9 protein-coding genes are annotated in these 12,946 nt (G+C 55.3%); 8 read left to right on the forward strand and 1 reads right to left on the reverse strand.

Annotated features, from left to right (window positions below):
* Positions 1-4: 4 nt before the first annotated feature.
* The 3 genes from recO to acpS are packed head-to-tail and all read left to right on the forward strand — an operon-like array spanning position 5 to position 1,950.
* A complete protein-coding gene (recO, locus tag ACT3TY_RS03025; RefSeq protein ID WP_444627300.1) occupies positions 5-697 on the forward strand; it encodes a DNA repair protein RecO in 693 nt (230 codons plus the stop codon).
* Positions 698-732: 35 nt separating this feature from the next.
* The gene (pdxJ, locus tag ACT3TY_RS03030) at positions 733-1,569 is read left to right on the forward strand and encodes a pyridoxine 5'-phosphate synthase (protein WP_172116409.1); all 837 of its coding nucleotides are present in this window, start codon (positions 733-735) and stop codon (positions 1,567-1,569) included.
* Positions 1,570-1,572: 3 nt separating this feature from the next.
* Positions 1,573-1,950, forward strand: a complete 378-nt coding sequence (gene acpS / locus ACT3TY_RS03035) for a holo-ACP synthase (protein ID WP_193053713.1) — start codon at positions 1,573-1,575, stop codon at positions 1,948-1,950.
* On the opposite strand, the gene ACT3TY_RS03040 is transcribed toward acpS, so the two are convergent.
* Complete coding sequence (locus ACT3TY_RS03040) at positions 1,934-4,654, reverse strand: ATP-binding protein (RefSeq protein ID WP_444627301.1); 2,721 nt, start codon at positions 4,652-4,654, stop codon at positions 1,934-1,936. The two genes, acpS and ACT3TY_RS03040, sit on opposite strands and share 17 nt — an antisense overlap.
* Before the next feature lie 91 nt (positions 4,655-4,745).
* On the opposite strand from ACT3TY_RS03040, the gene cysM reads away from it, so the two are divergent.
* From cysM to ppc, 5 genes are all read left to right on the forward strand, one after another.
* On the forward strand, positions 4,746-5,642 hold the full coding sequence (gene cysM, locus ACT3TY_RS03045; protein WP_444627302.1) for a cysteine synthase CysM: 897 nt from the start codon (positions 4,746-4,748) through the stop codon (positions 5,640-5,642).
* Positions 5,643-7,037: a 23S rRNA (uracil(1939)-C(5))-methyltransferase RlmD gene (gene rlmD, locus ACT3TY_RS03050; RefSeq protein WP_444627303.1), complete on the forward strand. Its 1,395-nt coding sequence runs from the start codon at positions 5,643-5,645 to the stop codon at positions 7,035-7,037.
* A 68-nt stretch (positions 7,038-7,105) separates the two neighbouring features.
* Complete coding sequence (relA, locus tag ACT3TY_RS03055; RefSeq protein ID WP_444627304.1) at positions 7,106-9,367, forward strand: GTP diphosphokinase; 2,262 nt, start codon at positions 7,106-7,108, stop codon at positions 9,365-9,367.
* A gap of 14 nt (positions 9,368-9,381) precedes the next feature.
* A complete protein-coding gene (mazG, locus tag ACT3TY_RS03060) occupies positions 9,382-10,203 on the forward strand; it encodes a nucleoside triphosphate pyrophosphohydrolase (RefSeq protein ID WP_441677091.1) in 822 nt (273 codons plus the stop codon).
* Between the two features lie 51 nt (positions 10,204-10,254).
* Complete coding sequence (gene ppc, locus ACT3TY_RS03065) at positions 10,255-12,903, forward strand: phosphoenolpyruvate carboxylase (protein ID WP_172116416.1); 2,649 nt, start codon at positions 10,255-10,257, stop codon at positions 12,901-12,903.
* Positions 12,904-12,946: the final 43 nt, after the last annotated feature.

The following is a 12,946-nucleotide window of genomic DNA, read 5'->3' on the forward strand; positions in this document are numbered from 1 at the left end:
CGCAATGTCAGCGGAACCCGCTTTTTTACTGCATCGTAAACCCTACCGTGAAACCAGCGCGTTAGTTGATTTACTGACGCTTAATAATGGCCGTATCCGCGCCGTTGCCCACGGAGGGCAGCGGCCGGGGTCCAAGTCGCGTCAACGACTACAGCCGTTTACGCCGCTGTTTGTTAGCTGGCGCGGCGAACGCGATTTGAAGCGCCTCACCTTGATGGAGTCGCGTGGACAAACGGCATTACTGGCAGGAGAGGGGCTCCTATGCGGTCTTTACGCGAATGAAATCGCCACCCGACTGCTGCCCCTGGAACTCGCTGCGCCCGATGTTTTTGCCTTCTATACGGCGCTGCTTGAAGCGCTGCCAATGCCTTCCAGGCGCGCTCTTGCCTTGCGGCGGTATGAGTGGGCATTGCTGGATGCGCTTGAAGCTACCCCGCGTTTTTGTACGCCAGATAATAACGTGCTGGACCCGCAAGCCCGCTATCGGTTTGATGCACAAAGCCGTGCTTTTCTTCCCGCAGAGCAGGGGCTTGAAGGGCGCGCATTGCGTTATATTGAGCAGGGTGACTGGCAACATGCGGGGCTTGCAAGCGTTCTTAAGTCAGTCATGCGGGCGGCACTAGCACCGCATTTGGGGTCTGCTGCGCTGCGCTCTCGGGAGCTAATGATGGCACTGGCCCGCCGGCGTCAGCCATAGTTCATGCTTATGACTTTTTTGGAATGGAGATAGTTATGCATCCTCCGCGTATTCTACTGGGCGTTAATATCGACCATATCGCCACGCTGCGTCAGGCACGTGGTACCCGCTACCCGGACCCGGTACAGGCTGCTTTGTTGGCTGAAGAAGCGGGCGCAGATGGCATTACGGTGCATTTACGCGAAGACCGCCGCCATATACAGCTTCGCGATGTCAGGCTGTTGGCGGACGTGTTGAATACCCGTATGAATTTAGAGATGGCAGTGACCGAAGAGATGCTCGCGTTGGCTGAAGAGGTGCGCCCAGCACACGTATGCCTGGTACCTGAAAAACGCGAAGAACTTACCACAGAGGGCGGTCTGGATGTGGTCGGTAGTTTTGATGCGGTTGCCAAAGCGTGCGAGCGGCTGAAAAACGCAGGCTGCGACGTATCGCTGTTTATTGACCCTGATGAAGCGCAAATTGATGCGGCTCATCGCGCTGGTGCCCCAACGATTGAACTGCATACCGGTGCTTATGCAGAAGAGAAGCTGGGGAGTGACGCCGCAAATGCTGAGTATCAGCGCTTAACCGCAGCAGCGACTCAGGCCGTTTCCCTGGGGCTGGTGGTTAACGCTGGGCATGGCCTTCATTACCATAATGCAGAAGCGATAGCCGCACTACCTGGGGTGAATGAGCTGAATATCGGACACGCCATTATTGCTCGCGCGCTGTTTGTTGGCCTCAAAGAGGCTGTTCAGGAAATGAAGCGGCTTATTATTGCAGGCCAGGAAGCGGGGTTGATGGCGGCTTTAGATGCTCACGATCATGAACATAGCCATGAGCATGCAGATGAGCATACGCATGGTCATCATGACTGCTGTGGTCACTAACAGATGATTGTGGGGATTGGTTCCGATATTGCCCGGGTAGCGCGTTTTACCCGGGCAGTTGAGCGTCATGGGCCACGTTTTGCCCAGCGTATTTTGGGAACTGACGAATACGCGATATGGCAGCAAAAAGGCGAACCGGTGGCTTACTTGGCGAAAAGATTTGCCGCTAAAGAGGCGTTTGTAAAAGCACTAGGGCTTGGCCTTCGAGGCGGCATGCAGTGGGGGGACATCCAAGTGGTTAATGACCCCTTGGGGAAGCCCTTCTTGCAGTTGAGCCATGAGGCCAAGCGGCTAATGCAGGCATCCGGCGCGACGACCAGCCATATCACGCTAAGTGATGAAGCGGAGTACGCGGTTGCCTTTGTCATTCTGGAGCGTTAGACCCATCGGCCAGCCTGCTTCGATGAGTACGCAAGCGTGCCATTGCGGTGTACAACGCTTCCAGGAGGCTCTCCACATGACTGAGCCCGCTGGTGCGTAACCGCGTCTCAAGGGTTTCTACCAATAGGGCTAGCTCAGGTGCGCCGCAGTAACGGCTTGCTCCATTGAGCCCATGCACCCAGTCAAGTAGCATCGCCAGGTTTTTCTGGGCATAGGCGGCACGCATTTGCGTTTCTGTTTCATCCAGGCTGTCAATCAGGCGTATAAGCTGTGCATAGGCAACGCTCTCTTTGCCGCCCGCAAGCTGTGTGCCCATGGTTAAATCGACGGCCGCGAGTGCTTCACTGGCAAATTCAGTAGTGCCTTTTCGTTGCAAGGCTGCCGTTGATGTCACGGTAGGCAGAGAAGGGGGGACGGCCAAAAAACGCAGCAACAGCTGTTGTAGCTGCGCCTCATCAACAGGTTTTATCAGTACATCATCCAACCCAGCCGCCAGCCACTGCTGACGTTCACTGCTTAAAGCATGAGCGGTTACCGCAATAATAGGGCAGCGTGACCAGTGATTATTGATACGGCGCAGTGCCTGACTGGTTTCAACGCCGTCCATACCCGGCATACGAATATCCATTAGCACCATGTCAGCCGTGTAATTAACTGCCAAGGCAAGCGCTTCATGCCCGCTATCGGCAAGCGTAATACGCAGTTGATCCGTTTCAAGCAGCGCCTTAAGCAGTTCACGGTTGGAGGCATTGTCGTCAACAATCAAAATATCAATGACGGAAGGGTCCGTAGGCGGAGGCGCTTTTGATTGAGCGGACGCTATTTCTTTATCTGCAGGCTGCAGTAAATGGCGCAATGTCGTGACCAGCTGAGCGCGAGTGAAAGGTTTGCAGAGCATTTCCCCGCCATGAGGAAGCTCCCAAGGCGGTAAGTCATAGCTGGTGGTGTTTGCCAGAATCAATACGGGGCAGGCGGCTTGCTCAATCAAATCTCGCCAGTAGTCTCTCCTCTCTATTTCGAACTCGTCTTGATCCAGGCATAACATCAGTAGGTCTTCGGGCTCATTAGCGGTAAAGGCGACGGGAATAGCCCCCCAGCGCTCTAGCAAGTACTCAAGCGTATTGCGAGTAGGCGTATGGGTTTCATAAAGACGTACGACCGGGCTTTTCAGAGTAAGCTCTGCGGGGCGTTCGCCGCTTTGGTTAGCCAAAAGTGGAAGGGTAAAGGAGAACGTTGAGCCGTGGCCTACCTCGCTTTCCACGCTGATAGTGCCGCCCATTCGCTCAATCAACTGGCGGCAAATCGATAAGCCCAGCCCGCTACCGCCAAATTGGCGTGAATGGCTGGGTTTTGCCTGGGAAAAAGCGCTAAAAAGCTGTTTTTGATGCTCTTCACTCAAACCAATGCCGGTATCACTAACACTGATACGCAGTACCACGTGCTGGCCTTCCTGGGTGTCGAGCATCACACGAACAATAACGTCGCCTTCGTGGGTAAACTTGAGTGCATTGCCGACCAGGTTACTAAGCACCTGATGAATACGCAGCGGGTCGCCGCTAAGCGGCGTAGGCACATCATCGTAAATCATTGCCACCAGGTGCAGATGTTTACGTTGCGCCTCAGGCGCATGCAGGCCAATTACTTCATCCAAAAGCGATACAATATCAATGTCGACTTCTTCAAGTGTGAGACGATTTGCTTCAAGCTTGGAAAAATCGAGCACGTCATTGACGAGCATTAGCAGGTTGTCGCAGGCACGGTGAACGTGCTCTAACCACCCCTGTTGGCGGTTATCCAACCTGGAGCGGCTCAGTAACCGGCAAAAACCGATAATGCCATTGAGTGGCGTGCGTATCTCATGGCTCATATTGGCTAAAAATTCGGATTTAACGGCATTCGCACGGAGCGCGCTGCGGTGGGCCAGGTCGAGCTTGATATTTTGCTCTTCAATGGTTTCCATTGATTCCTGCAATTCGCTGGTCGCTTGCTCAATCTGGGTCTGCATATCGCGCTGCGACTGCTGAAAGTGCTCAGCCAGGCTATTCACATGAACGGCTAGTTGGCGAAGTTCGCTTGGCCGTGCAGGCGTTAAATGCAGCCGATAGTCGCCACGAGATAAGCGATATAAGGCCTGGTTAGCTTCTTCAATAGGCCGGGAAATATACCGACTGACAGCAAAGGCACCCAGAAAAAGCAGTAGCCCTAATAGCATGCCGCCCAGGCTTAAACTGGCCAACAGTTTGTAACGTTCAAGCGTCAAAGGGCGGGCGTTTGCCTCGGCTTCAAGCCAGCCCACCCCGGTCGGGTTTATGTTGGGGAGCACGCTATCAAGAGGGACTAGAAGTCGCCAAATATGCTCTTCTTCTTCTATCAGGGGAGCGCTGGGCGCTGTTAAACGTAGCTGAGGCGGGGTGGAGCGGCCTAGCACGAACAAACGGTTACCTTGCTCATCGAAGAGGCTGACAGAACTAAGCCCATAGCGGTCCAACAGCCGTCGAGAAAGCCTTTCCATACGCTGAAAGTCTGCGTCTGCCATGGCGAGCTGGAAACTGGGGGTTAATAGCTCACCGGCATCTTTAAGTCGCTCGTGAAGCGCCGCACGTTCAGCCGTATCACTTTGCACCATGAGCAAAATAGCCATCATGGCGTACACCAGAAGCGGAAAGCCGAGTAGCGCGAACAGCAAACGCGTGTTTAAAGACATGGAAGAAACTCGTTGATTCAATGTGGTTGCCTGTCCAGCGTACGACAGCACCGATATAATGCAGCATAACGGTAATGATAAGGAACGTGTGATGAATTATCCCATGCTAGAGGATGTGGTTGGCAACACTCCCTTGGTGCGTTTGAAGCGGATCACTGCTGGGCGCAACAATACGCTGTTGGCGAAGCTTGAAGGCAACAATCCCGCTGGTTCGGTAAAGGATCGTCCCGCGCTTTCGATGTTGAATGAAGCGGAAGCGCGTGGAGAAATAAAGCCAGGCGATACCCTGATCGAGGCAACCTCGGGAAATACCGGTATTGCGCTCGCCATGGCGGCGGCTATCAAAGGCTACACCATGGTCCTGGTGATGCCTGAAAATGCCTCCGAGGAGCGTAAGCAGGCCATGGTGGCTTACGGCGCCACGCTGATTTCTGCCAGTAAGGCCGGTGGTATGGAGGAGGCCCGGGATATTGCCGATGCCATGATTGAACGGGGCGAAGGCAAGCCGCTGAACCAGTTTTCCAATCCGGACAATCCCTTGGCGCACTACCGTACAACGGGGCCTGAAATATGGCAGCAAACCCAGGGGGAGGTTACCCATTTTGTAAGCTCCATGGGCACCACCGGCACTATCATGGGCGTATCTCGCTACCTTAAAGAGCAGAACGGCGCTATTCAGATTGTCGGCTTGCAGCCCTCCGATGGCGCCAGCATTCCCGGTATTCGCCGTTGGCCGCAGGCGTACCTGCCCGAGATTTTTGAAGCTCCGCGGGTAGATATTACGCTGGATGTTAGCCAGCAAGAGGCTGAAAGCAACATGCGCCGTTTGGCCCGTGAAGAGGGGATTCTGGCGGGTGTTTCATCGGGCGGCAGCCTGGCGGGTGCGTTGCGTATTGCGGAACAGGTCGAAAACGCGGTCATCGTGTTTGTTGTGTGTGATCGGGGGGATCGTTACCTCTCAATGGGCCTATTCGGCCCGGAGCTATAAATGGCCATGCTGGGTAAGCGGCGTCCATCGCGCGCTGCATCAGGCAAGTCAGGGCTGGTACGCAAGCCCGCTGCTAAGTCAACAAGCGCTTCTGATACTAGTGATGCGCTGGTGGTTGAGCGATTGGCGCATGATGGCCGGGGAGTTGCGCATGACGCCACAGGTAAAACCGTGTTTATTGACCGGGCGCTTCCCGGCGAGCGTGTTGACGCTGCCGTGCATGTCAACCGCAAACGTTTTGATGAAGCGCATGTAAAAGCGCTGCTGGACCGTTCGCAACAGCGCGTTGAGCCCCCCTGCGTTTATTTTGGCCAGTGCGGTGGTTGCCAATTGCAACATATGGCGATTGAGGCGCAGCGCACGCATAAACAAGACGTACTGTGCGAGCTGTTTGCTCGCCAGGGTATTGAGCTTGGCACTCCCCATCTGCTTCATGGCAGTACGGAGCACTATCGCCGCCGAGCGCGACTCGGCGTAAAAATAGATGGGCAGGGTAACGTGCTGCTGGGGTTTCGCGCAGCCCATAGTCATCGGTTAGTCGATATTCATCAGTGCCACGTATTGGTGGAGCCCTTGCAAGCGCTTTTGCCTCCCTTGAGGGCCTTGTTAGCAACGCTTGAGGCGCCGCGTCTGGTGGGCCACATCGAACTCTTGGCGACTGCGTCGGAATGCGTGCTGTTGGTTCGCCAGTTGAAAGCACATGCGCTGGATGCCGAGCGCTGGCAGGCATTTGCCAGGCAGCAAGGGGTTGCGCTTGGCGCGTGGCTGGGCCGCGAGTCTGCCTGCCTACACTGGTACAGCGCTGAACCGGTGCTGGAAGAGACCCTGCAGATAGAAGGCCAACCACCGCTCACGCTCACCTTTGCTCCCGGTGATTTTTTACAGGTCAATGCTGACGTCAATCAACAAATGGTGGCGCACGTGGTGAAATGGCTGGCTCCTGCGCCTGGCCAGCATGTTATGGACCTGTTTGCCGGAATGGGTAACTTTAGCCTGCCCATCGCCTCAAGCGGTGCCAAAGTACATGCCGTTGAAGGCAGCGCTTCAATGGTGGCGCGCATCAGCAGTAATGCAGCGCGTAACCGGCTAGAGGTAAGTGCTCAACAGGCTGATTTAAGCGATAGCACAGCGGTTGAAGCCTTGTTGAAAACTCAGCAGCACTTGGACGCACTGGTGCTGGACCCACCGCGTAACGGTGCAGAAACAGTGTGCAAGGCACTGGGCCGTTATCCTGTACCCAGGCTTGCGTATGTGTCGTGTGACCCGGCAACGCTTGCCCGTGATGCGGCGCATCTGGTTCGTGCAGGCTATCGTATTAAGCAAGTAGCAGTGGCGGATATGTTCCTGCACACTGCACATATGGAATCGCTTATGCTTTTCGAGTACGAAGGCTAGTCCGCCTATCGCATCAAGCCACGGTATTCGCCGTCAAGATGAATACCCTGAAGGGATGAGTAAGAGTCATGGTGAAAGTGCGTGAAGACCAGCCGCTAATGGATAGCGGCAGGGTAGACATACAACAATGGTTAACGCGCCTGCAAGAAGATGTGCGTCTAAGTGATCCTGAGCGCCTTATTGAAGCCTGCGAACTGGCAGAGCAACTCGAACGTGAGGCGCCTCGTACTCATCGTGAATGGTTATCTCCTGGTTCAAGCTTTCGTATGGGGCTTGAAATGGCAGACATTTTGGCAGATCTAACGCTTGACCAGGCGACCCTGGAAGCGGCAGTGCTCTATCGCGCCGTGCGCGAAGGTCTGTTGAGTCTGGAGGCCGTTTCCAAGCGATTTGGCAGTGAGGTTGCCAGGTTAATTGATGGCGTCCTGCAAATGGCCGCCATCAGCTATCCACTCGCTCCCAACCACGGTATGGCCCAGCATAATCAGCAGGAAAACCTGCGTAAAATGCTGGTCAACATGGTGAGCGATGTTCGCGTTGCGCTTATTAAAATCGCCGAGCGCACCTGTGCGCTGCGTCAGGTCAAGGATGCTCCGCTTGAAAAATGTCTGCAGGTAGCCCGCGAAGTCGCCGACATTTATGCGCCTCTCGCGCATCGCTTAGGGGTGGGGCAAATCAAGTGGGAACTTGAAGACCTGTCGTTTCGCTATTTGCACGAAGATGAGTACAAGGCGATCGCCAAGCTGCTTGCTGAGAAGCGCCTGGATAGAGAGCACTATATCCGCGACGTGGTCGAAACGATTAAAACGTTGATGGAAGCTCAGCATATTACCCATCATGACGTGAGTGGCCGAGCCAAACATATTTACTCGATCTGGCGTAAAATGAAGCGCAAAGGGATCGATTTTTCTGATGTACACGACGTTCGTGCGGTGCGTATTTTGGTGCCAGAAGTCACCGACTGCTACACCGTATTAGGCATTGTGCATTCGCGCTGGCACCATGTTCCAGACGAATTTGACGACTATATCGCCAACCCTAAAAAGAACGGCTATCAATCGCTTCATACCGCAGTGGTCGGGCCTGAGAATAAAGTCCTCGAAATTCAAATCCGGACGTTCGCCATGCATGACGACGCAGAACTCGGGGTATGTGCCCACTGGCGTTATAAAGGGCACGATACCAACGCGAAAAGCCGTAGCTACGAAGAAAAAATTGCCTGGCTGCGTCAAGTGCTTGAGTGGCAGGACGAAGTGGGTGATTTTGGTGATCTGCGCGAAGGGCTTTCAAGTGACGTGGCCCCCGACCGCAACTATGTCTTTACGCCTGACGGTCATGTGATCGACTTGCCGCGTATTGCCACTCCGATTGATTTTGCGTATCGGGTTCATACCGAAATTGGCCACCGCTGCCGGGGCGCCAAAATTAACGGGCGCATTGTTCCGCTGACCTATGAGCTTAAAACGGGCCAGCAGGTGGAAATTCTTACCGCCACCAAAGCCGGGCCAAGCCGCGACTGGCTCAATCCTAATCTTGGCTATGTGCGCACGTCACGAGCGCGCGCCAAAATTCAGGCATGGTTTAAGCATCAGGCCAGAGGCCAAAACCTGGAAGAGGGCCGGGTACTTTTTGAGCGAGAAATGCGCCGTCTTGATGTCGACCAGTTGGATCTCCCCAAATTGGCCGACGCGGTTAATTATCAAAACGCTGATGATATGTATGCCGCTATCGGGGCAGGCGACCTGCGTATTGGGCAGGTACTACACCAGGCCCAGCAGTTATTTGGCGAGACTGACGATCAGGAACAGCTGGAACGTTTACTTGCCAAACCGCGCAAGCAGCCGAGCAAACCCTCTAAAAGTGACATTACCGTGCTTGGCGTGGGCAATCTTAAAACCAGCATGGCTAACTGCTGCCGCCCCGTTCCGGGCGAGCCGATTGTGGGGTTTATCACCCAAGGGCGAGGGGTTACCGTACACCGTCAGGACTGCAACAATATCCTCCAACTGCGTATGGAAGAGCCCCAACGTATCATTGAAGTAGAGTGGGGCGAGCGCGCTCATACGCGTTATCCGGTCACTATCGAAATCCAGGCCTGGGACCGCTCGGGCCTCCTGCGCGATGTGACGGGCCTTCTAGGCAATGAGAAAGTCAATGTGCTGGCGGTGAATACGCTAACGGATACCAACGAAGGCATCGCTCGCCTGAGGATTACGTTAGAAGTGGATGGACTTGAATCTTTGGGGCGGCTCTTCTCACGTATTCAGCAACTGCCCAATGTGACCGAAGTGCGCCGCCTGCGAAACGCAGACCCTGAAAAAGGTGCCTAATATGGAGCGGCTTGATGCGCTATGATCTGGATGACCTGCTGACATTAATGCAGGTACTGCGCGACCCCGAGCAAGGGTGCCCGTGGGATATTAAGCAAGGCTGGGACAGCATCGTTCCCCATACGCTGGAAGAAGCCTACGAGGTTGCCGATGCCATTGAGCGGCGAGCCTTTGATGAGCTGCCGGGGGAGCTTGGTGATTTACTCTTCCAAGTCATCTATTACGCTCAGTTTGGTGCAGAAGAGCAGCGCTTTGATTTTCACGATATCGTACATACGTTGACGACTAAAATGCTGCGCAGGCACCCGCATGTGTTTCCGGAGGGTACGCTTGGCTCGCGTAGGCCGCCAGGTGTTAGCGCTGAAGCGCTACAGACCCAACAGATTAATCAGCGCTGGGAGTCACTTAAGGCGGAAGAGCGCGCCCAACGTGTCATTGAGGCGCCTTCGGTACTTGATGACGTACCTTGTACGTTGCCCGCGTTAAGCCGTGCGAACAAGCTTTCAAAGCGCGCGGCCCGGGCAGGTTTTGATTGGCCTGATACGCAGGGCGTTCTGGATAAAATCCGTGAAGAGCTGGATGAGGTAGAAGAAGCACTGGCGACAGGAGATACACGCCATGCTCAGGAAGAAGTCGGTGATTTATTGTTTGCGGTCACCAATTTAGCCCGCAGCCTAGGTGCTGATCCTGAACAGTGCTTGCGCGGTACCAATCGTAAATTTGAACGCCGTTTTCGCTATGTTGAGCATGCCTTAAACGCGGCCCATCGACCGATAACGGAAGCCTCGCTGGACGAGATGGAAGCTCACTGGCAGGCGGCTAAACATCAAGAATAAAGCATAAATTGATCATTAATAATGACGCGACCCCGCTAGGAGGCCTTGCCAATGAGTCACGACCTGCACGAATCGCTGCGCGATAACGTACGCATTTTAGGAGATAGTCTGGGACGCACCATAGCGGACGACCTGGGACAGGCATTTGTAGATAAAATTGAGACGATCCGAGCGCATGCCAAGCAAGGTCGTCAAGGTGACTCACTCCAGCAGCGCGCACTTATTGAGTATTTACGCCAGTTACCTGAGCGTGACCTGCTACCCGTTACACGTGCTTTTAACCAGTTCTTGAATCTTGCCAATATTGCCGAGCAGCACTATCGCGCACGTTTTCGCCGTGTAGAAGACTACAAACCCGGCACCCAGCCGACTCTCAACGGGCTGCTTGAGCGGGCCCAACTGGCAGGTAATTCACCGCGTAAGCTGGTCGAAACACTCGCCAATATGCGGGTGGAGCTGGTGCTTACTGCCCATCCGACAGAAGTTATTCGCCGTACGCTAATCCAAAAATACGACGCAATTGATGAGTGCCTAACCGCCATCGAAGGTTCTGGCGACTATCCTGAGCGCGGTAAGCGCGCTCACGGGCGGTTAGAAGAACTGATTAGCCAGGCATGGCATACCGATGAAATTCGCCATGAGCGGCCAACCCCGGTTGATGAAGCCAAATGGGGGTTTGCGGTTATCGAGAACTCGCTATGGCAAGCCGTGCCTGACTTCCATCGTGATCTGGATAATTTACTGCTGGATACTGCCGGTGAGCGCCTTCCGCTGGATGCCGCACCCATTCGCTATGCTTCATGGATGGGAGGCGACCGGGACGGCAACCCTAATGTTACTTCACGGATCACCCGGGAAGTGCTACTTCTGGGGCGCTGGATGGCCGCAGACCTTTACCTACGCGACCTGGAACAGCTTAAAACCGAGCTTTCCATGTGGAAGGCCAATAGCGCACTAAAAGCGGAAGTGGGCGATGTCGCCGAGCCGTACCGCGAACTGCTTAAACGCCTTTTAGCCAAGGTGGAAGCAACCCGGGACTGGGCCAAGGCGAAGCTGGATGGCCGCAATTACGACGGCGGGCCGATTATTGAAACCCGCGACCAACTTTATGCGCCGCTGCTGGCTTGCTACCGCTCTTTATGCGATGTGGGTTTGGACACCATTGCCAATGGCGCCTTGCTCGATACGTTGCGCCGCGTCGCCGTGTTTGGAGTCACGCTGACCAAGCTGGATTTACGTCAAGAAGCCAGCCGCCACGCCCAAGTGATCGAAGAACTCACCAGCACATTAGGCCTGGGGCACTACCAGGAGTGGAACGAAGCTCAGCGCCAGGCATTCCTACTGGAAGAGCTGGCGTCTAGTCGACCCCTGATCCCGCGCCGTTGGGAGTGTTCTGCCGAGTGTCGTGAAGTGCTGGATACCTTTAAGGTCATCGCCCAGGAGCATTCAGAGGCACTGGGTACCTACATTATTTCCATGGCGGGCGAACCGTCAGATGTGTTGACCGTTGCGCTGTTAATGAAAGAGGTGGGTGGCCAAGTCACGCTGCCCATTGCACCCCTGTTTGAAACCCTCAACGACCTGGATCACGCGGGTGCGGTTATCGAACAGCTCCTGTCGCTGCCTGGTTACCGAGCACTGATTAATGACCGCCAGGAAATCATGATCGGCTACTCCGACTCTGCCAAGGATGCCGGGCAACTGGCGGCGGCCTGGGCGCAGTATCGGGCTCAGGAAGCGCTGGTGAATGTGTGTGAAAAACACGGTGTTGACCTGACCCTGTTCCACGGCCGCGGCGGCACCGTCGGTCGTGGGGGCGGCCCCGCTCACGCAGCGATCTTGTCGCAGCCGCCGGGCTCGGTAAACGGCAGTTTGCGGGTGACCGAGCAGGGAGAAATGATTCGCTTCAAGTTTGGCCAGCCGGATATCGCGCTGCGGTCAATGGAGATTTACGCTTGCGCGGTGCTTGAGGCTACCTTGCTACCGCCACCGGCGCCTGACCCCCGCTGGCGCGAAGAGATGGATAAGCTCGCCCACATTGCGCACGTCGGTTACGTGGGCGTGGTGCGCGAGGACCCTGACTTTGTGCCTTACTTCCGTGCGGTAACGCCAGAGGGGGCGCTCGGTAGGTTGCCGCTGGGGTCACGCCCCACCAAGCGGCGCCAGGACGGTGGCGTTGAAACGCTGCGTGCGATTCCGTGGATTTTCGCCTGGACCCAAATTCGCCTAATGCTGCCCGCATGGCTAGGCAGTGGCGAAGCGTTCCTGCAGCGCCTGGAAGAGCCCGGCGGACGCGAGCTGCTCCAGGACATGCGCGATCAATGGCCATTTTTTGGCACTTATCTGGATATGTTGGAAATGTTACTGGCCAAAGCCGATGTGGCCATTGCGGCTTACTATGAGCACCGGCTAGTGGATGAGCCATCCTTAAAAGCCCTGGGCAAAAAGCTTCGCGAGCGTTTTGAGCGGTTGGAAAACGTGGTGCTGGAAATACTCGAGCAGGATGAGTTGCTTGAGAAGACGCCACTGATCCGCCAGGCCATTGATGTACGTAACCCCTACATTGACCCGCTGCACGGGTTGCAGGCTGAGCTTTTACAGCGTAACCGCGACGCCGATGGTGCGATCAGCGGCGACCTTTCCCGGGCGCTAATGGTGACCATGGCAGGTATCTCGGCGGGGCTGCGCAATACGGGTTAATTAGCGGCAACATTAGAAGTGCGTATACCGCCAGTACGGCTGG

It is taken from the genome of Halomonas sp. AOP22-C1-8, assembly GCF_052378905.1.
GTDB lineage: Bacteria > Pseudomonadota > Gammaproteobacteria > Pseudomonadales > Halomonadaceae > Vreelandella > Vreelandella citrativorans.

What these genes read in the sequence shown, in the direction of transcription:
- recO (WP_444627300.1), top strand. Translation starts at nt 5, where the DNA reads ATGTCAGCGGAACCCGCTTTTTTACTGCATCGTAAACCCTACCGTGAA.
- pdxJ (WP_172116409.1), top strand. Translation starts at nt 733, where the DNA reads ATGCATCCTCCGCGTATTCTACTGGGCGTTAATATCGACCATATCGCC.
- acpS (WP_193053713.1), top strand. Translation starts at nt 1,573, where the DNA reads ATGATTGTGGGGATTGGTTCCGATATTGCCCGGGTAGCGCGTTTTACC.
- ACT3TY_RS03040 (WP_444627301.1), bottom strand. Translation starts at nt 4,654, where the DNA reads ATGTCTTTAAACACGCGTTTGCTGTTCGCGCTACTCGGCTTTCCGCTT.
- cysM (WP_444627302.1), top strand. Translation starts at nt 4,746, where the DNA reads ATGAATTATCCCATGCTAGAGGATGTGGTTGGCAACACTCCCTTGGTG.
- rlmD (WP_444627303.1), top strand. Translation starts at nt 5,643, where the DNA reads ATGGCCATGCTGGGTAAGCGGCGTCCATCGCGCGCTGCATCAGGCAAG.
- relA (WP_444627304.1), top strand. Translation starts at nt 7,106, where the DNA reads ATGGTGAAAGTGCGTGAAGACCAGCCGCTAATGGATAGCGGCAGGGTA.
- mazG (WP_441677091.1), top strand. Translation starts at nt 9,382, where the DNA reads ATGCGCTATGATCTGGATGACCTGCTGACATTAATGCAGGTACTGCGC.
- ppc (WP_172116416.1), top strand. Translation starts at nt 10,255, where the DNA reads ATGAGTCACGACCTGCACGAATCGCTGCGCGATAACGTACGCATTTTA.